The organism is Amycolatopsis sp. lyj-109, assembly GCF_046548995.1.
Lineage (GTDB): Bacteria > Actinomycetota > Actinomycetes > Mycobacteriales > Pseudonocardiaceae > Amycolatopsis.
The window spans coordinates 35839-58935 of the sequence record NZ_JAJPWR010000029.1; the positions used below are offsets into that span (position 1 = coordinate 35839).

Genomic DNA, 23097 nt, shown 5'->3' on the forward strand with positions numbered 1-23097 from the left:
TGATGCGGTTCGGCGAGGTCACGCTGTACCCGGTGAACGGCAACGGCCCGGAGGACGTCGTCGTCGACGCCGAGGGCCGGATCTACACCGGCGTCGACGACGGCCGGATCCTGCGCCTGTCGCCCGACGGCCGGCACATCGACATCATCGCCGACACGGGTGGCCGCCCGCTCGGGCTGGAGCTGTACGGCGACGACGAGCTGCTGATCTGCGACGCGCGGGCCGGGCTGCTGGTGGTCCCGCTGGCCGGCGGCTCTCCTTCGGTACTGGCCACTGCCGCGCTGGGCCTGGACTTCGTGTTCTGCAACAACGCGGCGGTGGCCTCCGACGGGACGATCTACTTCACGGATTCGTCCCGCCGCTTCGGCATCGAAAACTGGCGCGACGACCTGATCGAGCAGACGGCGGGTGGCCGGCTGCTGCGCCGCGCCCCGGATGGCACGATCGACCTGCTTCTGGACGGCCTCCAGTTCGCGAACGGCGTCGCGCTGGCCCCGGACGAGTCGTTCGTGGCTGTGGCGGAGACGGGCGCCTGCCGGGTTTCCCGGGTATGGCTGCCCGACGGCCGCTCGGACGTCCTCGTCGACGGGCTGTGGGGCTTCCCGGACAACATCTCGACGGGCACGGACGGCCTGATCTGGATCACGCAGGCGTCGCCGAAGGTGGCGGCGCTGGACGTGGTGCGGCGGCTCCCGGCGTTCCTGCGGGCGGGTGTCCGGCGGCTGCCGACGTCGCTGCAGCCCAGCCCGGGTCGCGAGGTCGGCGTGCTGGGTGTCGCCGGGGATGGTCGCGTTGTGCGGGAACTGCGCGGGGAGATCCCGGGTTTCCACATGCTGGTCGGTGTCCGTGAGTGGCAGGGGCAGCTGTACTTCGGCTCGTTGGAGGAGTCGGCGATCGCGGTGACGCCTACCACCGGGTGATGCCGGGCAACGTCCGGACGGCACGGTGGGATAGCCGAGGCACCGGTCGGTGGCTCGGCTCTGTGGCTCGGCTGCCCCCGCCGCGTCAGGCGGCTTGGTGTTGTGGTGGGTCGTGGGCGGTGTTGCGGATCGGTCTTCGTCGTGAGTCCTGCCAGACGGGTGGGATCCAATAGACGGTGTCGTGGTGGATGCGGACGTCCCAGCCGCCGTGATGGATCAGCTGGTGGCAGCGTTCGCAGACCAGGGCGAGATCGTTGATGTTGGTTTCGCCGCCTTGGGTGGCCCACCAGATCACGTGGTGCGGCGTCGTCCACTTCGGACCCCGCGGGCAGCCCGGCCTCGTGCACCCGCGGTCCCGGATCGCCAGGGCCCGCCGCTGTGCCGGGGTGGCCGTGCGGGCCGAGCGGCCCAGATCGAGTACTTGACCTTCGCCGCCGAGCACTGCCGGGTAGATTTTGGCATCGCACAGCAGCTTGCGCAGCTGTGACACGGTGAGGGTCCGGCCGTCGTCGAGGGTCACGAGCCCGCTCTCGCGGAGTAGATCCGCGTAGGGAATGGTGACCGTGGCGACTGCGCGTTCCCCGGCTCGCACCGGCAACCCCTTCGCCCGGGCCGCGAGGTCGAAGATTGCCGCGACCGCGTCGCCCTGCCGTTCCGCCAGGGTGCGGGGGCCGGGGTGGCCGTGTTCGTCGGCGGCGTCGGGTTTGGCCAGCGGGACGAAGAGATCTTCGGCCAGGTGCCCGGTCTCGGCGTCGAACTCGCCGGTGAACTTCATCCGGCCGTCACGGGTCCAGGTGTAGCGGAACTCCCGTCGCGGGCGGGCCAGGCCCTCTTCGCGGTCTCGGGGTTCCTGGCTTTCGAGGTCCCAGTAGGCGAGGAGGCGTTGCCCGGCTTTGCGCACGGTGGACGGGGTCGCCTGCCGCGCCAGCTCCACCAGGGTCTCCTCATGTGCCGCCACCCGCTCGATTCCGAGAGCGGGCGGGGCCTGCCGGAGCACCTTCACGATCTCCGCCGCGTGCTCCGGACCGATCTCCCCGGCGGCAAGCGAAGTCCGCACTCCGGGCAGATCGGTGGTGGCGATCGCGACCCGCGTGCGGGCCTCGTCCCAGGAGAGACCCTGGGAACCGACCAGAAACCCGGCGGTGTCCCGGTACCCGGTGGCGGGCCCGAGTCCACGCCGGTCAGCCTCGGCCACCAAGTCCAGGTGATGCGCATACGCAGCGCGCATGGCCTTTTCGGAGCTGCACAAAGCTGCGGCCAGCTCCTCGTCGGAGAGCTGCCACGCTGCTGCGGTCTGCCCGGTCTCGGCCATGCCCCGACATTAGCCGAACGCCTGTTCGAACATCATCACTCGATCGGGTAGTCCACAAGGGACAGACAAGCGTGGCCTGGGGGACGGGTCGGGAACTCGGCGCCTAACGGCCCGTCCAGCGAGGCTCCCGCCCCGCCGTCCAAGCCGCATAGAACTCCTTGTGGTCCTTGGCCGTCATCAGCAGCGCCTGCGTCATCGCCTCCAGCTCGATCGCGGAACCCAAGTCCATGTCCAGCTCGCGGGTCAGCAGCACCTTCGTCGTCGCGTACGCCAGCGCCGGGCCGTCTGCCAGCCGCCGGGCCAAAGCCGAAGCCACCGCCGGGAGATCCGAGTCGGGAACCACCTGCGTGGCCAGGCCGATCTCCGACGCGCGCGAAGCCGAAACCTTGTCCCCGAGGATCAGCAGTTCCGTCGCGCGGCCCAGACCCACCAGCCGCGGCAACAGATACGCCGACCCCATGTCCGCTCCGGCCAAACCCACCTTCGTGAACAGGAACGCGAACTTCGCCGACTCCGCCAGCAACCGGAAGTCGCTGGCCAGCGCGATCACCGAACCCGCTCCCGCCGCCACCCCGTTGACCGCCGCGATCACCGGCAACGGGCACTCGCGCAGCGCCTTCACCACCGCGCCCGTCATGCGGGTGAACTCCAGCAGCTCCGCCGTCTCGAACTTCTGCAGCTCGCCGATGATCTCCTCGACGTCGCCGCCGGAACAGAACCCGCGGCCTTCGCCTGTGATCACCAGCACCCGGACGTCCGGGTGCTGCGGAAGCTCGATCACCAGGTCGCGCAGGTCCGCGTACACGTCGAACGTGAGCGCGTTGAGCTTCGAAGGACGGGTGAACGTCACCGTGGCCACCCCGTCCGCCACGGCGAAGCCGAAGTGCTCCCATTCTCGAGTCAGAGGGGCAGTTGCGCGGAACGGGCTCATGACTGGATTCCTCCGCCGTCGAGTACGAGGGTCTGGCCGTTGATCGCGGCGGCTTCCGGGGCCGCCAGGAAAGCCACCGCGAAGGCCACCTCCGCCGGCTCCAGCAGCCGGCCGAGCGGGGACGCCGCCGCCAGTGCCGCTTCCGCGTCCGAAGTGGACCTCCCGGACCGGGAGACGATCCGCTCCACCGAGGTCGCCGTCATGTCGGTGCGGACGAACGCCGGGCACACCGCGTTCGCCGTGACGCCGGTGCCGGCCAGTTCCGCCGCCACCGCGCGCATGAAACCCACCGCCGCGTGCTTCGACGCCGTATAGCCGGCCGTGTAGCGGTAGCCGACGTGCGATGCCGTCGACGCCACCGTGACGATCCGGCCGCTGTCGCGCGAGCGCATGCCGTCCAGCACCGCGCGCGTGCAGAGGAACGCGCCCGTCGCGTTCACCTCGAACTGCGCGCGCCAGTCGGCCAGCGAGGTCCGCGAAACCGGGGCGCTCGACGAGATGCCGGCGTTGTTGACCAGCACGTCGACCGGGCCCGCCGAAGCGAAGTACTCGGTCACGGCTTCCTCGGAAGTCACGTCGCAGTCCGCGCGGCCCGGCGCCAGCACCGTGTCACCGGACGCACGGAACCGGGCCGCGATCGCCGCGCCGATTCCGCGCGTTCCGCCGGTCACCACCACCAGGCGGCTCACGGGCGGGCCGCCAGGGCGCGGCGGTCGAGCTTTCCGTTGGCGGTGCGGGGGAGTTCCGTCATGAAGACCACCTCGCGGGGGTACTTGTGCTTGGCCAGGTGGGCTTTCGCGTGATTCTTGAGGTCATCGGCCGACACCGGAGCCCGCACCACGACGTACGCGCGCGGCACGACCAGGCCGTCGACCTCGTGGCCGACCACCGCGCAGTCCACCACGTCGGCGTGGCCGAGCAGGCAGTCCTCGATCTCGCCGGGTGCGACGAACACGCCGCCGACCTTGAGCAGCGCGTCGGCGCGGCCGTGGTGGCGGAAGTACCCGTCCGGGGAACGGCTGAACAGGTCGCCCGAGGTCAGCGTGTCGCTGTCGAACGTCCGCGCGGACTTGTCCGGGTCGCCGAAGTACTCTCGCGCGATCGTCGGCCCGGTCACCCGCAGCGGGCCGATCTCCCCGTCCGGCAACGGGTTCCCGAGCTCGTCGACGACCTGGGCGGTGTAGCCGGGAACGGGCGTGCCGAGCGTGCCGGCGCGGGCGGCGCCCGGCCGGTTCGACAGGTAGATGTGGTACGCCTCGGACGAGCCGATCCCGTCCACCACCGGCACCCCGAAGGCCGCGTCCCACCTGCGGTGCAGCTCCGGCGGCAGCGCCTCACCCGCCGACGTCGCCATCCGCAGGCAGCTCAGGTCCTGCTCCGCCGCGGCCGGGTGGACGACCATCGCGCTCATCATCGTCGGCACGTTGACCAGCACGGTCGGCCGGTGGCGGGCGATCAGCTCGAACATCAGGTCCGCCGTGCTGCGCTCGGGGAACGCGATGCCGGCCGCGCCGACCCCGAACGGGAACAGCGCCACCAGATCACGTGCGTAGCCGAAGAAGAGCTTCGGCACGGCGAGGACCCGATCGTCCTCTCGCAGGCCAAGCACCTGGACGGCGTACCGCTCGAAGCTCTCCAAGGGACTGCGCAGGGTGTGCACGCACGCTTTGGGCGCGCCGGTGCTGCCCGTGGTGAACTTCCAGATCCCGACATCGTCCACAGTGGTCGGTACCGCCTCCAGCGTGGACGGCGCGGCGTCGACCAGCGTCCGAAATGGACGCTCGCCCGGGAGCAGCTCCGCTTCGGGAACGCCCGTGACGAGCAGCCCGGTGGCATCCGCGGCACGCAGCGCGGGCAGCGTGACGGCGTCGGCGAGCACCGCGACGGCCTCGGTGTAGCCGAGGTAGTACGCGTAGTCCTTCGGCTGCAGGAACGGGTAGACCTCGGCGGTGACCGCGCCGATCTTCTGCGCGCCGTACCAGGCCGCGACGAACTCGTCGCCGTCGCTCAGCGCCAGCAGCACCCGCTGTCCACGACGGACGCCGGCATCCAGCAGCACGTTGCCGACGCGGTTCGCCAACGCCGCGAGCGACGCGTAGCTGACCGCCCGGTCCCCGACGAACAGGGCGGTCCGGTCACCCCGGCCCGCTGCCACGTGCCGGTCGAGGAAGTGCGTGGCGAGGTTGAACGGCTCACTCACGGGCCAGCTCCCGGATCGCTTCCACCAGCAGGTCGGTCAACGTCGAGAACGTCTCTTCCCCTTCGGATGCGGTCGCCTCCGCGGGCTTGCCGCAGTACGCCTCGGTCATGCCCATCTCCCGGAAGCCCCCGTCGGAAGGAGCCGAGGCCAGGCTCACCGGCACGTGCGGCAGCGTCCGCATCAGCGCCTGGTCCACCAGTTCGGGCCGGTCGGCGAGCACCAGTGACGTCTCGTAGCGCCCGGCGTGGCACTCGCCGGACCGGAACTCGTCGGTCAGCCGCTCGGCGTGCCGCCGCCGGACCAGGTCGAGCAGGGCGACGCGCCCGTCGTAGGCGAAGTTCAGCGTCTCGGCCGCGCGTCGCAGGGTGACCAGGTGCGCGGGCTCGAAGTGGTTGTTGACCAGCAGGATCCGCCGGAGCCGCTGGCCGATCAGCGCCGCGCCGATGTCGACGAGCAGCGAGTGCAGCGTCTCCTCGCCGAGGTGGATGCCGCCGGCGAACCCGGCCGCGAACCGCGTGACGCCGTAGGGCACTTCGGGCAGCACCAGCACGTGGACGTCCTCGTCGGCGGCCAAGCGAGAAGCCGCGCGCTCGCACATCCCGCGGGAGATCAGCGGGTCCGTGCCCAGCGGCGCGTGCGGACCGTGCGGCTCGATCGCGCCGAGCGGAAGCAGCAGCACCGGTACGCGCTCACCCGAAGCGAGAGCAGCGACCTGCGGTGAAGTGAGGTCCGCGAAGTACGTCACGCAAATCAAGCTACACCGCAGCGGCCTGAGGTGTATAGAGTTGCGCCCATGCCTGCCGATGCCTTCGAAGCCGGCCCTCAGGAGCTGGTCATGACGTTGCTGGGCAGCTACGTGCACCCGCGCGAAACCCGCCGGGTGTGGTCGGGCGGCCTGGTCGCGGTGCTCGCCGAGCTGGGCTTCTCCGACGGTGCCGCCCGGATCGCGCTCACCCGCCTGGTGCGCCGCGGCCTGCTGCAGCGCCACCGCGAAGGCCGCACCGTGCACTACTCGCTGACCCGGCGCACCGTCGCGCTGCTCGCCGACGGTGACCACCGGATCTTCTCCCTCGGCCGCCGCGAGCGCGCCGCGGGCGAGTGGACAGTGCTGTGGCAGAGCATCCCCGAGAGCCGCCGCCAGGCCAGGGAACGCCTGGTCCGGAGGCTGCGATTCCTCGGGTTCGGGCCCTACCAGGACGGCACCTGGATCGCCCCGCACGACCGCGAGGCCGAGGTCGTCGCCCTGCTCGGCGAACTCGACGTCACCGAGCACGCCGGGCTGCTGCTCGGCCGTCCGTCGGCCGCGCTGGACGTCCGCCGGTTCGCCGGCCGGGCCTGGGACCTCGACGACCTGGCCGCGCGGTACGCCGCGTTCGTCGGCCAGTTCGGCGGGTACGCGGGCCGGGAGCCGCCGGACGCCGAGGCGTTCGAGGTGCGCACCCGGCTGGTGCACACCTTCCGCATGTTCCCGTCGCTCGACCCCGAACTGCCCGCCGACCTGGTGCCCGCCCCGGACCGCCGGGCGGCGGCGGTCGAGTTGTTCCACGATCTGTACACCGCGCTCGCGCACTCTGCGCAACGCCACTTCGACGAGGTGACCCGAGGATGACCGAACCCAGCCAAGCGACCCAGGAAGCTTTGAGTTACACCTCGTACCTCGGGCTGGACGACGTGCTGAACGCGCAGCGCCTGCGGTCCGACGAGCACGACGAACTGCTGTTCATCGTGATCCACCAGGTGTACGAGCTGTGGTTCAAGCAGATCCTGCACGAAGCCGCCTTCCTCCAGGCGAACCTCGAAAAGGGCACCACCGCGCACTCCATCCGCACCCTGCGCCGGATCCTGACCATCCTCAAGGTCGCGGTCGCGCAGATCGACGTGCTGGAAACCATGACGCCCAGCCAGTTCACCAGTTTCCGCGCCCGTTTGGACGCTTCGAGCGGCTTCCAGTCGGCCCAGTTCCGCGAACTGGAGGCGGTACTGGGACGCCGTGACGAGCGTGTGTTCGCGCACTACCCCGAGGGCGGCGAGCAGCGGAAACGCATCGCCGAAGCGATGGCGCGCCCGTCGTTGTTCGACTCTTTTCTCACGTACCTCAAGGTTTCTGGCTACGCGGTCGAGTGTGACCGAGACGTCACTCGACCGGTGGAGCCGTCCCCGGCCCTGCAGGCGATATTGCTGGACGTGTACAGCGACGACGGGGGACCCTCGGTCGTCGCGGAGTGTCTGGTCGATCTCGACGAAGGGATGCAGGAGTGGCGCTACCGGCACGTGAAGATGGTCGAACGCACCATCGGCGACAAGACCGGGACGGGAGGATCATCCGGCGCGACCTACCTGCGTACCACGCTTTTCCAGCCGATGTTCCCGGATCTCTGGGCCGTACGGAGCCGACTGTGACCACTTTGGACGACCTGCGCGGGGACGCCAACAGCCTCGCCGCGCACTACACCCGGTTTGCGGTGGCCGACCGCCTCCTGCTTTCCGGACACTCGCACCAGGCCTGGCCGGACGTCGCCGAGGAGGGGCTCCGCGAGTCCTTCGCGGACGCCGCCCGCGACGTCGACGGCAAGTGGGAGCGCGCCTTCGCCAAGGCGGACGAGCTGCGTGCGGGCTTCCGCATGCTGCTCGGCGACCCGCACGGCGAGTACGCGCTCGGCGCGAGCACGCACGACCTGGTGCTGCGCTTCCTCTCGGCGATGGAGCTGCCGCGACGGCCGCGCCTGGTCACCACCGACGGCGAGTTCCACACCCTGCGCCGTCAGCTCGCCCGCCTCGAAGAGGAGGGCGTCGAGGTCGTGCGGGTGCCCCTGGAACCGGTGACGACGCTCGCCGAGCGGGTCGCCGGCGAGGTCGACGGCAACACCGCCGCCGTGCTGGTGTCCGCGGTGCTGTTCGAGACGTCGAGGCTGGTCCCCGGCCTGGCGCACCTCGCCGACGTCTGCCGCGGCCGGTCGATCGAGCTCGTCGTGGATGCCTACCACGCGCTCGGCGTCGTGCCGTTCGCGCTGCACGACCTCGGGCTCACGAACGCCTGGGTGCTCGGCGGCGGCTACAAGTACCTGCAGCTCGGTGAGGGCAACTGCTTCCTGCGGCTGCCCGCGCACGCCCAGGAGCTGCGGCCGGTGATCACCGGCTGGTACGCCGAGTTCGGCGTGCTCGCCGACGAACGCCACCCCGACCGGGTGCCCTACGCCATCGGCGGCGACCGGTTCGCCGGCGCCACCTACGACCCGGTGAGCCACTACCGCGGCGTCCGGGTCCAGCGGTTCTTCGCCGAGCAGGGGCTGACCCCGGAGTTCCTGCGCGAGGTGTCCCAGCACCAGGTGGGGCTCCTGGCCTCGGTGTTCGACAAGCTCGCGCTGCCGGAGGACGTCGTCACGCGCGACCGCGAGACGCCGCTCGGGATGCTCGGCGGGTTCCTCTCGCTGCGCTGCGCCGACGCCGCCGGGCTGCAGGCGGCACTGGCCGCCCACGGCGTCCGCACCGACAGCCGCGGCTCGCACCTGCGCTTCGGCCCGGCGCCGTACCTCTCCGACACCCAGCTCGAGACGGCGATGGGCACGCTCGCCACGGTGGTGCGCTGAAGGGCACTTTCACGTGAAAGTGCCCTTCAGGCCGGACCTCCACTGGTCCGGCGAACGGTAGGGATCTAGGTTGGTGCCGGGACCCGGCGCAGCGGCGGACGACCTCCGCCCGACGCCGGTTCCCGGCCACCCGAAGCGCGTCCCGGCCACGAAACCGGGCGCGGATGACAAAGGAGTCACCACCGTGACCGACGGAGTGTTCGCCCGGGGTACCGGGCACGAACAGGTCGTGTACTGCCACGACCAGGCCAGTGGCCTCAAGGCCATCATCGGCATCTACTCCACCGCGCTCGGCCCCGCACTCGGCGGGACGCGCTTCCACCCCTACGCCACCGAATCCGGCGCGCTCGACGACGTCCTCGCGCTGTCCAAGGGCATGGCGTACAAGAACGCGCTGGCCGGGCTCGACCTCGGCGGCGGCAAGGCCGTCATCATCGGCGACCCGAAAACCCTCAAGTCCGAAGCGCTGCTGCGCGCGTACGGGCGCTTCGTGCAGTCCCTGGGCGGCCGCTACATCACGGCCTGCGACGTGGGCACCTACGTGCAGGACATGGACGTCGTGGCCCGCGAGTGCCAGTACGTCACCGGCCGCTCGCCCGAGGACGGCGGCGCGGGCGACTCGTCCGTGCTCACCGCGTTCGGCGTCTTCCAGGGCATGCGGGCGTCGGCCGAGCACGTCTGGGGCAGCCCGGACCTGGCCGGCAAGCGCGTCGGCGTCGCGGGGGTGGGCAAGGTCGGCCACCTCCTCGTCGGGCACCTCGTGGAGGCGGGCGCGCAGGTCACCATCACCGACGTCTACGCGCCGGCGATTGCGCGCACGCTCGAGAGCCACCCGTCCGTGCAGGTCGCGTCCGATGTGGACAGCCTGCTGCGCACCGAGCTGGACGTCTTCGCGCCGTGCGCGCTGGGCGGCGTCCTGAACGACGAGACCGTGCCGGTCCTCGGCGCCCGCATCGTCTGCGGCGCGGCGAACAACCAGCTCGCGCACGCGGGCATCGACAAGCAGCTGGCCGACCGCGGCGTCCTGTACGCCCCGGACTACCTGGTGAACGCGGGCGGGGTGATCCAGGTCGACGACGAGCGCCACGGCTTCACCTTCGAGCGCGCCAAGCGCAAGACGACGGCCATCTACGACACGACGAAGGCCGTGTTCGCGCTGGCGGAGGCGGACGGCGTGCCGCCCGCAACGGCGGCCGACCGCCTCGCCGAGCGCCGGATGGCGGAGGTCGGGCGGCTGCGGTCCATCATGACCGGGTGAGTCCTTCCGCATTCTTCGAAGCGGCGGGCGTGCAGGGCTTCCTGCACGCCCGCCGTCTCGGTTCTTCCGATGCGCTGGGGTGGGGCGCGGATTCGCCGGTGGTGCTGGCGTCCGTGGTGAAGGTGCCCTTGGCGTTCGAGTTCGCGCGCCAGGTCGCGGCCGGGCAGCTGGACCCGGCCGACCGGGTGCGCGCCACCGCGGCGGACCGGCTGGGCGGAACCGGCTCGGCGGGGTTCGCCGACGACGTCTCCTACAGCCTGCGGGACGCGGCGCTGCTGGCCCTGTCGGTGTCCGACAACACGGCCGCGGACCTGCTGTTCGACCGCGTCGGCGTGGACAACGTCCGGTCGCTGCTGGCCGAGCTGGGCCTGACGCGGACTTCCGTCGTCGGCGCGCCTCGGGACGTCCTGCGCACGATCATCGAGGACACTTCGGCGGGCCGCCCGCTGCGGGCCCTGGACCCACTGCGGACGTCCGCGACCACACCCCGCGAGATGACGACACTGCTGTCGGCGATCTGGGCCGACGACGTCGGTGCGCCGGTCCGCGAGTGGATGTCCGCGCAGGTCGGCTGGCACCGGCTGGCGGCGGGGTTCCCGCCGGAGGTGGCGGTGGCGGGCAAGACGGGCACGATGCCGGGGATCCGCAACGAAATCGGCGTCGCGACCTACCCGGACGGTGCCGCGTACGCGGTGGCGGTGTTCACGACCGGCGGGGCGGAGACGCTGCGGCGCCCGGACATCGACCGCGCGATCGGCGCGGCCGCGCGGGCGGCGGTCGATCAGCTGCGTGCGTAGCGGAGGCTCCACGGACGGGGCCGGCTGCGGCGGCCGATCAGCCGCCGCGTTCGTAGAACACGTCCCACGGGCGGGGGCCCCGCGGAGGCGGCACCAGGCGCGAGACACCGTCGTTCCCGAGGACCGCGGCCGCGATTCCGGCGAGTTCGGCCGCCTGCGGGTGCGGGCTGGTCGAGGGCCAGGCGAACGCCATCCGGGCCCGCAGCACCTCGCCTTCGAGCGGCCGCCAGACCACCCGGGGTTCCTTGCGGGCGCCGGGTTCGAACGCCACGCCGTGCCCGGCCAGGACCAGGCCGAGCACGAACTCGGGGTTGCGGGCGTGCCGGATCGCGGCCGGGCGGAAGCCGTGGTCCCAGCAGGTGCGCAGCAGCGTGTCGTAGCTTCCCGGCGCGGCGGCGCGCGGAGCGTGCACCAGGCCTTCCCCGGCCAGGTCGGCGAGGGTGAGCTCGGCGCGGCGGGCGAGCGGCGAGTCGCGGGGCAGCACCACGCCCAGCGGGGTGTCGACGACCGGGCCGAGGTCGAGCCCGACCACGTCCACCGGCAGCTGCAGGAGGCCGGCGTCGAGTTCGCGATCGGCGAGCAGCCGGGCCTGTTCGGCGGTGGTGAGCTCCTGCAGGTCCAGCCGCACGGCCGGGCACGCGTCGGCGAACTTCGTCAGGATCGCGGCCAGCACCCGGCCGGGCAGGTCCGGGGGCACGCCCGCGCGCAGGCTGTCCAGCTCGCCGCGTTCGGCCTTCGCGACGAGCGCCGTCATGCGGTCCCACCGGGAGAGCAGGTCCCGGGCTTCGGCACGCAGCACTTCGCCGGCTTCGGTGAGCGTGACGCGGCGGCCGCGCTCGAACAGCTTCGCGCCCAGCTCGGCTTCGAGCCGCTTGACGCGCTGGCTCAACGGCGGCTGCGCGATCCCGAGCCGTTCGGCGGCCCGGCCAAAGTGCAGCTCGTCGGCGACGACGAGGAAGTACCGCAGCGAACGGAGGTGGTCCACGCTGCGACGATAGCCGTTCGAATATCGACATACCGCCGGGTCGATCTTGGACACCGATGCGCGGCTCGTGGTCGGGTGTCCGGCATGGACACAGGATTCAGCAGGCGCGGGCTGTTCGGCGCGGGCGCGGCGGCCGCCGCCATCCTCGCGGGCGCACCGGCCACGGCACGCGCGGCTTCGGGGATGGCCGGTTCTGGGATGGCCGGTTCTGGGATGGCCGGTTCTGAGATGACCGGTTCTGAAATGACCGGTTCTGAGATGACACTGCGCTGGTGGGGGAACAACGGCTGGGAAATCCGCATCGGGCCGAAGACGGTCCTCATCGACCCGTGGCTGACCCGGTTCAGGACGGGGACGTACACCCCGGCGGGCGCGGACCCCCGCACGCCGCTCTCGGTGAACCGCGCCCTGATCGACGGCTACCTCGACCGCGGTTTCCTCCGCGCGGACCACATCCTGGTGACGCACGGCCACTACGACCACCTGACGGACGTCCCGTACCTGGCCGAACGCACCGGAGCGACGGTCATTGGCACCGAGACCCATTTGAGTCTCATGGCAGCCATGGGTGCCCCGGAGGACCAGCTGGCGATCGCGACGGGCGGCGAGGACCTGGCGTTCGACGGGTACTCGATCCGCGTGCTGCGGTCCCTGCATTCGGCGACGGGCGGCCGGGCCCAGGTGGCGTTCCCGGGAACCCGGCCGCTTTCCCGCCGTGACCGGCCACGCGTGATCTCGGACCTGCTGGAGGGCGGCACGCTGGCGTACCTGGTGTCCGGCGGCGGGGCGAGCGTGCTGGACTTCGGCGGTTCGAACTACGTCGAGTCCGAGCTGGCGGGGTTGCGGCCGGACGTCGTGCTGCTGCCGCCGGGCGGGGCGAAGGTGCGGGAGTACGTCCCGAGGTTGCTGCGAACCGTGGGCGATCCGAGGTGGGTGGCGGCGACGCACTGGGACGACTTCGACCTGCCGCTGGGCCAGGCGCACGACCCCAACGGCGGGGTGGAGGTCCTGCGGAAGGCGGTGGCGGCGGCGAGCCCGGGGAGCGAGTTCGTGGTGCTGGACCACCTGGGCGAGTTCACGCCCTGAAACCGTGAAGGCCACCTCGGGGACTCCCCGAGGTGGCCTTCACGAGTCTTGCGCCGGCGGCTCAGCCGCTCTTGCGGCGGAACGTCCTCTTGTTCGCCGCCGGGCCGTGGGCGTGCTGGTTCTTGCCGCCGCCGTTCTCGTGGGACGAACCCGTGCGCGCGTGAGCCTGCTTGCGCTCCAGCGCTTCGCGGAACTTGCGCTTGACGTCGTCGTCCTCCTCGCCGCTGGGCGAGGGGTCCGGTTCACTCATGCTTACCTCCGAAAGTGACGACGTGTGACCGCTCCAGCCTGGCATCGGGCGGGGCGATTGGCGAGTCGATTTGGTCACGTCGTCAGTGTTTGGGGGACGGTACACCGCCGAACTGCACCGACTTGCGGGTCAGTGGGCGGCCGCAGTGGTCGCACAGCAGCATCGGGCGCAGCCGCTCGCCGCACTCGACGTGGTGCAGCGTGATGTCCGGCTCCTGGCCGGTCACCTCGAACCCGCGCGACCACTCCGCGATGAACGCCAGCGCCGGGAAGAACGCCAGGCCCTTCGCCGTCAGCCGGTAGTCGCGGGCGTCGGTGCGGGTCTTCGCCGCGCCGGTGCGCAGGACGCCGACCTCGACCAGCTTGCTCAGCCGGGCCGACAGCACGCTCGGCCCGATGCCCAGCTCGCGCTCGAACTCCGAGAAGTGCCGGCAGCCGAGCAGCGCCGAGACCAGCAGGCCGGTCGACCACCGGTCGCCGAGCAGCTCCATCGTGTCCGGGAAGAACATCATCGGGTCGCTGGCCAGGGCATCGGCGTCCTTGCGGCGGAAGCGCTTGGACGCCGTCGCCGCCGCGACGCCGGTGCTGTCCAGCCGTTCCGCGCGGACGTCACGGGCATCGACGCGGCGGCCGCAGGCGGCGCAGCCGAGGGGCGCTGATGTAGCCAGCTCGCAGTCGAGGTGGATCAGCGTCGGCAGCACCTCGCGGCGGCCTTCGACCCACTCGCGCTCCCACGCCCAGATCGAGATCAGCAGCGGCCACAGCTCCAGGCCGCGCTCGGTCAGCCGGTACTCGTGCCGCGTGCGGCGCGCGTCCCGGTACGGCACCCGGGCGAGCATGCCCGCGTCCACCATGTCCCGCAGGCGTCCCGACAATGCCGTCGGCGAGATGCCCAGCCGCAGGCGCAGCTCTTCGTACCGGCGGAAGCGCAGGAAGAGGCTCTGCAGGATCAGCAGCGTCCACTGGTCGCCGACGATCTCGAGCGCTCGGCGCAGCGGATCTCCCGCCGGCCGGACGCGGTGTGCAGTCGCTTCGGTCACCACTTCCCCCTCGTTACACGACGCCCTCAGGGTAACACCTGGCTACACCAAAAGAAGCCTATTGACACCTGGGTACACAAATCATAGTCTCGTCTCCATCAGCCAGCGCGGTGAGCCCGAGAGTCAGGGAGCAGCCCGATGACCAGCACCTCCGAACAGCCGCTGATGGTGGCCCGGACGGCGGACACCGGCGAGGACAACCCCTACCTGCTCGGCGTCCACGCCCCGGTCAGCACCGAGATCGACGCGGAAGACCTGCAGGTCATCGGCGAAATCCCGAAGGACCTCAACGGCGTCTACCTGCGCAACGGCCCGAACCCGCGGTTCGCCCCGGAAGGCCGCTATCACTGGTTCGACGGCGACGGCATGATCCACGCGGTCCACCTGGAGAACGGCAAGGCCCGCTACCGCAACCGCTGGATCCGCACCAAGGCCTTCGAAGCCGAGTCCGCGGCCGGCAAGGCGCTCTGGACCGGCGTGATGGAGAACCCGAAGGGCAACCCCTTCGGCAACTCCCACGGCCTGGGGCTCAAGGACAACGCCAACACCGACGTCATCTTCCACCGCGGCCGCATCCTCGCCACCTGGTACCTGTGCGGCTCGCCGTACGCGGTCGACCCGCTGTCACTGGAAACCCTCGGCGCCGAGGACTTCCTCGGCACGCTGGCCGGCGACATGATGGCCCATCCCAAGGTCGACGAGACCACCGGCGAGCTGTTCTGGTTCGACTACGGGCCCCGCCCGCCGTACCTGCGCTACGGCGTGATCAGCGCGGACGGCAAGGTCGTGACCAGCACCGACGTCGAGCTGCCCGGCCCGCGCCTGCCGCACGACATGGCCATCACCGAGCACTACGCGGTGCTGATGGACCTGCCGCTGGTCCAGGACCTCGCGGCGGCGAAGCAGGGCCGCCACAAGCTGCACTTCGACCGGTCGATACCGAGCCGCTTCGGCGTGCTGCCACGCTACGGAGACGGTAGCCAGATCCGGTGGTTCGAAGCGAGCCCGTGCTACATCTACCACGTCGTCAACGCCTGGGAAGAGGGCGACGAAGTCGTCCTCGACGTCTGCCGCGTGCAGCACCCCCAGCCGCGAGCCGACGCGCACACGCCGCTCGCGAAGATGCTGTCCTACCTGCGGCTGGACGCACAGCTGCACCGCTACCGCTTCGACCTGCGGACCGGCGCGTGCCGCGAAACCCCGCTCGACGACGACAACACCGAGTTCCCGACCGTCGACGCCCGCGGCGTCGGCAGGCGGAACCGGTACTCCTACGCGGTGCACATCTCGCCCGAGTCGACGCTGAAGTTCGACGGGCTGGTGCGCCACGACAATCTTGCCGGCACGAAGACCGAATACCGGTTCGGTCCCGGCCGGTGGGGCAGTGAGGCTCCGTTTGCACCCTGCGAAGGAGCACCCGTCGACTCGGCGGACGGGTATCTGGTGACGTTCGTGCAGGACGAGCGCGAGGGGCGCTCGGAACTGGACATCTTCGACGCCACCGACCTCGCTGCCGGACCCGTGGCCAGGGTCCTGCTTCCCCAGCGTGTCCCGCTCGGTTTTCACGCGACCTGGGTCCGGGCGGACCAGCTGGAAAACCTCCGTTCATGAGATGCCATCGAGAGGGTCGTGCCCGGAACTTCCGGACACGGGGATGGTGGAGTGCGGAGACGATCGACCGGCTCGTGAAGGAGCGGGTCAGTGCCGACCCGGAGGGTCTCGCGCTGGTCGATCCACCGAACACCACCGCACTGGTCGGACGCGACCCGGTGCGGTGGACCTGGAACCGGCTCGACGAACGCGTCGACGTCCTGGCCGCGTTCCTGCTCGCCAGAGGGGTGCGAGCAGGTGACGTAGTGGCTGTGCAGTTGCCGAACTGCTCGGCCCTGGTCCAGGCGTTCCTCGCGATCGTGCGGATCGGTGCGGTCGTCACCCCGTTCCCGGTGTCCTACCGGGAGCACGAGATGGTTCCGATGTGCCGGCGCACCGGGGCGGTCGGGGTGATCACGGCATCCAGATACGGCGAGCACCCGCTCGCCGGGGCGGCCCTTGGGCTATTGAGCGCTTCGGCGCTGTCGGTCCGGTTCGTCGTCGCCAGGGGGGACGACGAACCGGCCGGCGCCCTGGCCTGGCCCGAAGATCCACTGTCCACTGCGGAGCAATCCACTTTGGACTCCTATCTGTCCGGACTCGGCACCGACGTGAACGACTGCGTGACGATCTGCTGGACGTCCGGCACCGAGGCCGAGCCGAAAGCCGTCCCGCGCTGTCACGGCGACTGGCTCGCGACGGCCGCGGGCTGCGTCCAGGCCGCCGGGATCACCCGCGACGACGTCCTGCTTTCCCCGTTCCCGATGACGAACATGGCCGGGATCGGCGGGATGTTCCTGCCGTGGCTGCTGACCGGCGCGCGGTTCGTCCCACACCACCCGTTCGACCTGCCGGTGTTCCTGGGGCAGCTCGCCGCCGAGGGCGTGACCTACACCCTCGCGCCGCCGGCGTTGCTGACCATGTTGCTGCACAACGAGAAGATCCTGTCCGGAGTGAACATTGCCGCCCTGCGGAAGATCGGCTCCGGTTCGGCGCCGCTCTCGCCGTGGCTGGTGCGCACCTGGGCCGAGCGGTACGGCATCGACATCATCAACTTCTTCGGCTCCAACGAAGGCACCGCGCTGCTGTCCGGCCCGGTCGACATCCCCGACCCCGATCAGCGCGCGAGCTACTTCCCGAACTACGCCTCGGACGTCACATGGTCGACGCCCGTCGCCGGCTGGACGTCGGTGCGGCTGCACGACCCGGTCACCGGCGAGCGGGTGACCGGACCCGGACACCCCGGTGAGCTGCGCATCGCCGGGCCGACGGTGTTCGCGGGCTACCTGACGTCGGTGGGGGAACCCCTGGACACCTCGTCCTTCGACGAGGACGGGCACTTCCACACCGGCGACGTCTTCGAGATCGACGGCGAGCGCGGCGAGTTCCTGCGGTACGTCGACCGGCGGAAGGACCTCGTGATCCGCGGCGGCATGAACATCTCGCCCGCCGAGGTCGAGGGGCTGCTGGCCGGGCACCCGGACGTCGCCGACGTCGGGGTGGTCGGCGTGCCCGACGAGGTCATGGGGGAGCGGGTGTGCGCGGTCGTCGTGCCGGGCGCGCGCAAGCCGACCCTGGACGAGCTGGTCGCGTACCTGAGGGAGCAGAAGGTGGCCGCGTTCAAGCTGCCGGAACGGCTCGCGTATGCGGAGTCCTTGCCACGCAACCCGGTGGGGAAGATCCTTAAGCGGCAGCTGCGGGAAAGTCTGGGGTGAGGCGATGACGGTGTTCGTCCTGGGCGGCGCGCAGACCGACTTCGCGCGCAACTTCACGAAGGAGGGACGCGGGCTCCTCGAGTTGTTCGCCGAGGTCGTGCCCGCGGCCCTTGCGGACGCCGGTGTTTCGGCCGCCGACGTCGAGGTCGCGCACGTCGGGAACCTCGCGGCGGAGCTGTTCACCGGCCAGGCCCAGTTGGGTGGCGTGCTGGTGGCCGCGGTGCCGGAGCTCGACGGCGTGCCCAGCACCCGGCACGAAGCCGCGTGCGCGTCCGGCAGCACCGCGGTGCTCGCCGCGTGCGCCGACCTCGAAGCGGGCCGCTACGACCTGGCGCTGGTCGTCGGGGTCGAGCTGATGCGCAACACCGACGGGCAGCGGGCCGCCGAGCACCTCGGGTCCGCCGCGTGGGCCGGTCACGAAGCCGTCTCCGCGAAGTTTCCCTGGCCGGCGCTGTTCGCGGAGGTGGCCGACGCCTACGACGCGCGGTACGGCCTCGATCCCGGGCACCTCGGGCTGTTCGCCGAGCACGCGTTCGCCCGGGCGACGCGCAATCCGGTGGCGCAGGCCCGCGACTGGCGGTTCCCGGCCGGCGCGTTCGGGCCCGACGACGTCCTGAACCCGGTCATCGAGGGTCGCCTGCGGAAGCAGGACTGCGGCCGGATCACCGACGGCGCCGCGGCGGTCCTGCTGGCTTCACCCGCGTTCGCCGCCCGGCTCGGTGGCGGCTTCCCGCGCATCGCGGGCTTCGGGCACCGCACCGCGCACATCGGCCTCGCCGAGAAGCTCGCGGCCGAGGGCGAGTACCTGTTCCCGCACCTGCGCGGCGCGGTCGTCGACGCCTACCGGCGGGCGGGCGTCGCCGGGCCGGACGCGCTCGACGTCGTCGAGCTGCACGACTGCTTCACGATCACCGGCCTGGTCGCGCTGGAGCACCTCGGCGCGGCACCGCCCGGCGACGGCGGCCGGTTCGTCGCCGACGGCGGGCTCGACGCGGCCGGGATCAACCCGGGCGGCGGCCTGATCGGTCTCGGCCACCCGGTCGGCGCCACCGGCGTCCGCATGCTGCGCGACGCGGCCCGGCAGGTGACCGGAACGGCGGGCGAGACGCAGATCGGGGGCGCCCGGACGGCGTTGACGCTCAATGTCGGCGGCTCGTTCACCACGGTCGTCACGATGGTGGTCACCGCATGAGGCTTTCGGTTTCGCTGGGGCTCTGGCAGGACCGGCCGCCGGAGGAGGCGCTGGAGACCGCCCGCGCGGCCGAAGCCGCGGGTTATCCGGAGCTGTGGATCGGCGAGATGGCGACGTGGGACGCCTTCGCGCTCGGCACGGCGATCGGGGCGACCACCTCGCGGATTTCCCTGACTTTCGGGCCGCTGGCGGTGACCGTGCGGGACCCGGCGACGATCGCCATGGGCGTCGCGTCGGTCGCGGCGCTGACCGGCCGGGCGACCGGCGTCGCGCTCGGGACGTCCAGCGACGTCGTCGTGCGCGGCTGGCACGGGCGTTCGCGCGATCGGGCGGCCACGGCGTTGGCGGAGTCCGCCGTCGCGGTCCGGCAGCTCCTGACCGGCGAGAAGTCCACTGTAGACGGCCAGGTCGTCGGTTCGCAGGGCTACCGGCTGCGGCTGCCCGCGCCGAAGACCCCGTTGACGATCGCCGCGTTCGGGCCGCGGGCGCTCGACGTCGCCGCGCGGCACGCCGACCGGATGGTGATCAACCTGGTCAGCCCGGCGGCCGCGGCGACGCTGGTGCGAGGACTGCGAGAAGCCGCTTCGCGCATCGGCGCCACGCCGCCGCCGGTCGCCGCCTGGGTGATCGGTGCGGCCGACCCGGGGCCGGCCGAGCTGGAGCAGCTGCGCCGGGGTGTGGTCGGCTACCTCGCCGCGCCGGGCTACGCGGACATGTTCCGCGCGGCGGGCTTCGGCGACCTGACCGACTTCGCCCGCACCCGGCCGCACCCGCGTGAGCTGCTGGCCGCGGTGCCGGTCGAGGCGATTGCCGTGGTCGGGCTGCTCGGATCCGGCGCGGAGATCGCCGCGAAGGCCGCCGAGTACGCGGAGGCGGGGGTCGACGAGCTGGCGATCGTGCCCGCGACCAGCGACGACGACCCCGGCGGCGCGAAAACTCTCGCCGCGTGTCGATCCGCCGTTGTCCCGTTCGACGCGTAGGCATGACGGAGCCGAAAGCAACCCAGAACCTCGACCGAACCTCCGGGTCCGCGGCGCTGCCGTGGAGCCGGGCGCGGGACCTGCTCGCCACCCAGACCCCCAAGGAAGACCTGACGTTCTTCGTCGGGACCGTCCGCCCCGACGGACGGCCGCACGCCGCCGGCGTCGGCGCCATCTGGGTGGCCGACGCCCTGTACTTCGTGAGCGGCCCGGGCACCCGCCGGGCCCGCAACCTGGCGGCGAACCCGGCGTGCACGGTGTCGGTGCGGCTGCGCGGCCTCGACGTCACGATGGAAGGCGAGGCCCACCGGGTCGCCGACCCGGCGACGCTGGAGCGGGTGGCGGCCGTCTACCGCGAGGGCGGCTGGCCCGCGACGGTGGAGGACGGCGGATTCAACGCGCCGTTCATGGCGGCGAGCGCCGGGCCGGCGCCGTGGTACCTGTACCGGCTCACGCTGCACCGGGCCGTCGGCGTCGCCACCGCCGAGCCCCACGGCGCCGCCCGCTGGGACTTCAGCCGCTGACCGCCGCGGTGACCAGCCCGCCGATGGCCACCATGCCGTCCGCGTTCGGGTGCAGCGGCGCGGCGACCGATGTCGGGATCACACTCTCGAACCACTTCACGCCGGGCAGCTTGCAGACGTCGTGCCCGATCGAGGCCGTCCGGACGTCGACGTAGCGCGCGTCGTGCGCGGCGGCTTGCCGGGCGAGGGCGGCGTTGGTCTTGTCGATGCTGCCCTGGAGGTAGTTCGCGTCGCGCCGGGTCAGCGGCGCGACCGGCCAGCAGCCGTTGCGCGGCAGGTAGGTGCCGTACCCGGCCACGAAGACGTCGGCGTTCGGCGCCTTCGCGTGGATCGCGTCCAGCAGCGCGCCCCACACCGGCTCGAACGCGGCGATCTTCTCGGCCAGCTGGTCGTGGCCGCCCGCGGTGTACCGGTCGACGCAGTCGGGGGTGATGCCGGGCAGCAGGGTGATGCAGCTCGTCGCGGCCCCGACCAGGCCGACGTCGTTGCCGCCGATCGTCACGGTCACCGTGCGGGTCTGCTCGCTCAGCGCGTCCAGCTGCGGCGGTACCGCGCCGGACGACGTCTGCTGCGGGGCGGTCATGTCCGCGGTCGTCGCGCCGGAGCACGTGACGTCCTTCAGCGGCACGCCGAGCTCCTGCGCGGCGACGTGCGGGTAGTCGATCAGCGACCGGAGGCAGCCGGGGGAAGAGAGGTCGGGGGGCAGGATCAGCGGCCCGGCCGCCGCCGAATCCCCCAGTGCCACGTATTCGCCGGCGGTGGCCGCCTCCGCCGTGCCCGCCGTCGCGCTCGCCAGCGCGGTGACCATGATCGCGATGAACGCCGTCGTTCTCACTCGCACGCCGTCCTCCTTGAAGCCGTGCCGATTATTGGTCTCCGTGACACCATCGGCACTGCGCGTCACAGGATTGACTGGGAATCCGGGCAGAGAACGAGGGGATCGGTTGTGACCGAGCACAAGTGCGGCGGGGACCTCACCCTCGGCGGGCAGCGCGTGCACGAGCGGCTCACCCGGGAGGAGCCCGAGCTGATCGCGCGGGTGCTCGCGCGCATCCAGGCCGAGGTCGCCGACTACCGGCGGCTACCGGTGGAGGAACTGGCCGGCGACATCGCGGGCATCACCCGGCAGGCGGTGCGGGCGTTCGCGCGCAGCCTGCGCGAGGACCGCGAGCTCAACGCGGCCGAGCTGCGGCAGGTCGGCGCGTCCGCGGTCCGCCGGGCGGAAGAGGGCTTCCCGCTGGAGGCCGTGCTGACCGCGTACCACGTCGGGGCGCGGGAGATCTTCGCCGTCGGCTCCGCCTCTTCGGGCAGCGCGGACGTCGCCGATCTCCTCGACGTCGCCGACCGGGTGCTGGCCTTCGTCGGCACGGTGACCGCCGCGGTCACCCGCGGCTACCTGGAGGAGCTGCGGACGAAGGTCGGGCAGGAGCACACCGCGCGCCGGACGCTGCTGTCGGTGCTCGTCGACGGTGGCCCGGTCGACGTCGTCGCCCGCACCGCCGGGATCACGCTGCCGGCGCGGTACGTCGTGCTGAGCGTCGAACTCGGGCCGCACGCGGACGAGGAGTCGCCGGGGGTGGACGCCGAGATCGCCGTCCGCCGCAAGCTCCGCCGGTTCCTGGCGGCGTTCGAGCACGCTTGCGGCGACGGCGTGCTCGCGTCCCTGGACGGCCCCGGCGGGCTCGTCCTGCTCCCGGTGGCGGGCCGGCTCCCGGATTGGCACGCGGTGCTCGACGCGGCCGCGCGCGCGGCCGGCGTGGCGGTGCTGGCGGCGGCGGAACCGGCGGCGCCCTCGGAGGTCCGGGCGGTGGCGGCGCAGACCGGCGAGGTGCTGGACGTGCTCCGGTGGTTCGGCCGGCCGCCGGGGCTGTACCGCCTCGACGACGTCCTGGTGGAGTACCAGCTGACCCGCCCCGGAGCGGCCCGCGACCGCCTCGCGGCGGCGCTCGACCCCCTCGAAGCGCACCCGGAGCTGGTCGAGACGCTGGACGCCTACCTGGAGCTGGACACGAACCGCCGCCGCACGGCGGCCCAGCTCCACGTCCACCCCAACACGGTCGACTACCGCCTCCGCCGCATCCGCGACCTCACCGGCATCGACCCCCTCCACCCGGCAGGCCTGCCCCGCATCATCGCGGCATCCGCGGCCCGCCGCGCGGCCCTCGCCCACCGCTGACGTGTCGTCCATCCAGGTACGCGTGTCGACCCTTCAAACACGCGAGTCGACCTTCCAATCACGCGTGTCGACCCTCTGCTCACGGCACCCGAAGGACCCGGCCGGCGAACTCGCGTACCCGGCCGGACGACTCGTGCACCGGGATGGACGACACCCGTGATCGGAGGGTCGACACGCGTGATTGGGGAGTCGACACGCGTGATTCGGAGGTCGACACGGCGGCGCGGGCGAGAGCCCCGGTGACCAGGGCGGAGGCGAAGACGAGCGCGGCGAAGCCGGCCGGCGCGTCGAAGGTGAGCTCGCCGAAGCGGCCGAGGACGAAGCCCGTGTGCAGGGCCCAGGCGACCACCGCCACCCCCGTCGCCGCCAACGGGGAACTTCGGTGGGCAAAAGCCAGGACGACCGTGCCCAGGGTGACCAGCGCGTACCAGGGATGACCCGTCGCCCCGGCCAGGTCCGCCACGATCACCGCGGCGACGGCGACCACGCAGCCGAACGGAAATCCGAAGCCTTCTGTCATGCACCCAGTCCAGTCCCGAGGACGACGACCAGCGT

The 23097-nt window shown here is 71.8% G+C and carries 23 protein-coding genes; 13 read left to right on the plus strand and 10 right to left on the minus strand.

The window, feature by feature from the left end:
* The first annotated feature begins 2 nt into the window (after positions 1-2).
* Positions 3-920: an SMP-30/gluconolactonase/LRE family protein gene (locus tag ACLJQF_RS41145; protein WP_410615720.1), complete on the plus strand. Its 918-nt coding sequence runs from the start codon at positions 3-5 to the stop codon at positions 918-920.
* A gap of 85 nt (positions 921-1005) precedes the next feature.
* On the opposite strand, the gene ACLJQF_RS41150 is transcribed toward ACLJQF_RS41145, so the two are convergent.
* The 5 genes from ACLJQF_RS41150 to ACLJQF_RS41170 all read right to left on the minus strand — a co-directional run bounded on the left by ACLJQF_RS41150 (position 1006) and on the right by ACLJQF_RS41170 (position 6108).
* Positions 1006-2232 carry a DUF222 domain-containing protein gene (locus ACLJQF_RS41150; protein ID WP_410615721.1) on the minus strand — a complete coding sequence of 409 codons (1227 nt, stop codon included), beginning with the start codon at positions 2230-2232 and terminating at the stop codon, positions 1006-1008.
* 103 nt (positions 2233-2335) lie between these two features.
* Positions 2336-3163 carry an enoyl-CoA hydratase family protein gene (locus tag ACLJQF_RS41155; RefSeq protein ID WP_410615722.1) on the minus strand — a complete coding sequence of 276 codons (828 nt, stop codon included), beginning with the start codon at positions 3161-3163 and terminating at the stop codon, positions 2336-2338.
* Positions 3160-3852, minus strand: a complete 693-nt coding sequence (locus tag ACLJQF_RS41160; protein WP_410615723.1) for an SDR family NAD(P)-dependent oxidoreductase — start codon at positions 3850-3852, stop codon at positions 3160-3162. Before ACLJQF_RS41160 ends, ACLJQF_RS41155 begins: the two co-directional genes overlap by 4 nt.
* Complete coding sequence (locus ACLJQF_RS41165; RefSeq protein ID WP_410615724.1) at positions 3849-5363, minus strand: benzoate-CoA ligase family protein; 1515 nt, start codon at positions 5361-5363, stop codon at positions 3849-3851. Before ACLJQF_RS41165 ends, ACLJQF_RS41160 begins: the two co-directional genes overlap by 4 nt.
* A complete protein-coding gene (locus ACLJQF_RS41170; RefSeq protein WP_410615725.1) occupies positions 5356-6108 on the minus strand; it encodes a creatininase family protein in 753 nt (250 codons plus the stop codon). Before ACLJQF_RS41170 ends, ACLJQF_RS41165 begins: the two co-directional genes overlap by 8 nt.
* A gap of 48 nt (positions 6109-6156) precedes the next feature.
* Here ACLJQF_RS41170 and ACLJQF_RS41175 point away from each other — a divergent pair, with 48 nt between their 5' ends.
* From ACLJQF_RS41175 to ACLJQF_RS41195, 5 genes are all read left to right on the plus strand, one after another.
* On the plus strand, positions 6157-6972 hold the full coding sequence (locus ACLJQF_RS41175) for a PaaX family transcriptional regulator C-terminal domain-containing protein (protein ID WP_410615726.1): 816 nt from the start codon (positions 6157-6159) through the stop codon (positions 6970-6972).
* The gene (locus ACLJQF_RS41180) at positions 6969-7763 is read left to right on the plus strand and encodes a tryptophan 2,3-dioxygenase (RefSeq protein ID WP_410615727.1); all 795 of its coding nucleotides are present in this window, start codon (positions 6969-6971) and stop codon (positions 7761-7763) included. Before ACLJQF_RS41175 ends, ACLJQF_RS41180 begins: the two co-directional genes overlap by 4 nt.
* A complete protein-coding gene (locus ACLJQF_RS41185; RefSeq protein ID WP_410615728.1) occupies positions 7760-8950 on the plus strand; it encodes a kynureninase in 1191 nt (396 codons plus the stop codon). Before ACLJQF_RS41180 ends, ACLJQF_RS41185 begins: the two co-directional genes overlap by 4 nt.
* A gap of 184 nt (positions 8951-9134) precedes the next feature.
* Entirely contained in the window at positions 9135-10208 is a 1074-nt protein-coding gene (locus ACLJQF_RS41190) for a Glu/Leu/Phe/Val dehydrogenase dimerization domain-containing protein (RefSeq protein WP_410615729.1), read from the plus strand.
* Positions 10205-11005 carry a serine hydrolase gene (locus ACLJQF_RS41195; protein ID WP_410615730.1) on the plus strand — a complete coding sequence of 267 codons (801 nt, stop codon included), beginning with the start codon at positions 10205-10207 and terminating at the stop codon, positions 11003-11005. The genes ACLJQF_RS41190 and ACLJQF_RS41195 overlap by 4 nt, the downstream gene beginning before the upstream one ends.
* 37 nt (positions 11006-11042) lie before the next feature.
* Here ACLJQF_RS41195 and ACLJQF_RS41200 read toward each other — a convergent pair whose 3' ends face one another.
* Entirely contained in the window at positions 11043-11990 is a 948-nt protein-coding gene (locus ACLJQF_RS41200; protein ID WP_410615731.1) for a LysR substrate-binding domain-containing protein, read from the minus strand.
* 84 nt (positions 11991-12074) lie between these two features.
* On the opposite strand from ACLJQF_RS41200, the gene ACLJQF_RS41205 reads away from it, so the two are divergent.
* Positions 12075-13076, plus strand: a complete 1002-nt coding sequence (locus tag ACLJQF_RS41205; RefSeq protein ID WP_410615732.1) for an MBL fold metallo-hydrolase — start codon at positions 12075-12077, stop codon at positions 13074-13076.
* A gap of 61 nt (positions 13077-13137) precedes the next feature.
* Here the strand turns inward: ACLJQF_RS41205 and ACLJQF_RS41210 are convergent, their stop codons facing one another.
* Both ACLJQF_RS41210 and ACLJQF_RS41215 read right to left on the minus strand, forming a co-directional pair.
* Positions 13138-13326 carry a DUF5302 domain-containing protein gene (locus tag ACLJQF_RS41210; RefSeq protein ID WP_410615733.1) on the minus strand — a complete coding sequence of 63 codons (189 nt, stop codon included), beginning with the start codon at positions 13324-13326 and terminating at the stop codon, positions 13138-13140.
* Between the two features lie 82 nt (positions 13327-13408).
* Positions 13409-14365: a winged helix-turn-helix transcriptional regulator gene (locus ACLJQF_RS41215; RefSeq protein WP_410615734.1), complete on the minus strand. Its 957-nt coding sequence runs from the start codon at positions 14363-14365 to the stop codon at positions 13409-13411.
* A 138-nt stretch (positions 14366-14503) separates the two neighbouring features.
* On the opposite strand from ACLJQF_RS41215, the gene ACLJQF_RS41220 reads away from it, so the two are divergent.
* The 5 genes from ACLJQF_RS41220 (at position 14504) to ACLJQF_RS41240 (ending at position 20366) form a co-directional block, all read left to right on the plus strand.
* On the plus strand, positions 14504-15976 hold the full coding sequence (locus tag ACLJQF_RS41220; RefSeq protein WP_410615735.1) for a carotenoid oxygenase family protein: 1473 nt from the start codon (positions 14504-14506) through the stop codon (positions 15974-15976).
* A gap of 74 nt (positions 15977-16050) precedes the next feature.
* Positions 16051-17670, plus strand: a complete 1620-nt coding sequence (locus tag ACLJQF_RS41225; RefSeq protein WP_410615736.1) for a class I adenylate-forming enzyme family protein — start codon at positions 16051-16053, stop codon at positions 17668-17670.
* 4 nt (positions 17671-17674) lie between these two features.
* Positions 17675-18862 carry an acetyl-CoA acetyltransferase gene (locus ACLJQF_RS41230; RefSeq protein ID WP_410615737.1) on the plus strand — a complete coding sequence of 396 codons (1188 nt, stop codon included), beginning with the start codon at positions 17675-17677 and terminating at the stop codon, positions 18860-18862.
* Positions 18859-19842, plus strand: coding sequence for an LLM class F420-dependent oxidoreductase (locus tag ACLJQF_RS41235; RefSeq protein ID WP_410615738.1), 984 nt, complete (start codon positions 18859-18861; stop codon positions 19840-19842). The genes ACLJQF_RS41230 and ACLJQF_RS41235 overlap by 4 nt, the downstream gene beginning before the upstream one ends.
* A 2-nt stretch (positions 19843-19844) precedes the next feature.
* On the plus strand, positions 19845-20366 hold the full coding sequence (locus ACLJQF_RS41240; protein WP_410615739.1) for a pyridoxamine 5'-phosphate oxidase family protein: 522 nt from the start codon (positions 19845-19847) through the stop codon (positions 20364-20366).
* Here ACLJQF_RS41240 and ACLJQF_RS41245 read toward each other — a convergent pair.
* Entirely contained in the window at positions 20356-21201 is an 846-nt protein-coding gene (locus ACLJQF_RS41245) for an SGNH/GDSL hydrolase family protein (protein WP_410615792.1), read from the minus strand. The two genes, ACLJQF_RS41240 and ACLJQF_RS41245, sit on opposite strands and share 11 nt — an antisense overlap.
* Before the next feature lie 111 nt (positions 21202-21312).
* Here ACLJQF_RS41245 and ACLJQF_RS41250 point away from each other — a divergent pair, with 111 nt between their 5' ends.
* Entirely contained in the window at positions 21313-22542 is a 1230-nt protein-coding gene (locus ACLJQF_RS41250; protein WP_410615740.1) for a PucR family transcriptional regulator, read from the plus strand.
* A gap of 79 nt (positions 22543-22621) precedes the next feature.
* Here the strand turns inward: ACLJQF_RS41250 and ACLJQF_RS41255 are convergent, their stop codons facing one another.
* The gene (locus ACLJQF_RS41255; protein ID WP_410615741.1) at positions 22622-23062 is read right to left on the minus strand and encodes a hypothetical protein; all 441 of its coding nucleotides are present in this window, start codon (positions 23060-23062) and stop codon (positions 22622-22624) included.
* Between the last annotated feature and the right edge of the window lie 35 nt (positions 23063-23097).

Bases quoted from the DNA above. Each gene is read 5' to 3' on its own strand.
- ACLJQF_RS41210 (WP_410615733.1), bottom strand. From the start codon at position 13,326: ATGAGTGAACCGGACCCCTCGCCCAGCGGCGAGGAGGACGACGACGTC.
- ACLJQF_RS41205 (WP_410615732.1), top strand. From the start codon at position 12,075: ATGGACACAGGATTCAGCAGGCGCGGGCTGTTCGGCGCGGGCGCGGCG.
- ACLJQF_RS41155 (WP_410615722.1), bottom strand. From the start codon at position 3,163: ATGAGCCCGTTCCGCGCAACTGCCCCTCTGACTCGAGAATGGGAGCAC.
- ACLJQF_RS41180 (WP_410615727.1), top strand. From the start codon at position 6,969: ATGACCGAACCCAGCCAAGCGACCCAGGAAGCTTTGAGTTACACCTCG.
- ACLJQF_RS41240 (WP_410615739.1), top strand. From the start codon at position 19,845: ATGACGGAGCCGAAAGCAACCCAGAACCTCGACCGAACCTCCGGGTCC.
- ACLJQF_RS41230 (WP_410615737.1), top strand. From the start codon at position 17,675: ATGACGGTGTTCGTCCTGGGCGGCGCGCAGACCGACTTCGCGCGCAAC.
- ACLJQF_RS41150 (WP_410615721.1), bottom strand. From the start codon at position 2,232: ATGGCCGAGACCGGGCAGACCGCAGCAGCGTGGCAGCTCTCCGACGAG.
- ACLJQF_RS41220 (WP_410615735.1), top strand. From the start codon at position 14,504: ATGACCAGCACCTCCGAACAGCCGCTGATGGTGGCCCGGACGGCGGAC.
- ACLJQF_RS41235 (WP_410615738.1), top strand. From the start codon at position 18,859: ATGAGGCTTTCGGTTTCGCTGGGGCTCTGGCAGGACCGGCCGCCGGAG.
- ACLJQF_RS41255 (WP_410615741.1), bottom strand. From the start codon at position 23,062: ATGACAGAAGGCTTCGGATTTCCGTTCGGCTGCGTGGTCGCCGTCGCC.
- ACLJQF_RS41175 (WP_410615726.1), top strand. From the start codon at position 6,157: ATGCCTGCCGATGCCTTCGAAGCCGGCCCTCAGGAGCTGGTCATGACG.
- ACLJQF_RS41145 (WP_410615720.1), top strand. From the start codon at position 3: ATGCGGTTCGGCGAGGTCACGCTGTACCCGGTGAACGGCAACGGCCCG.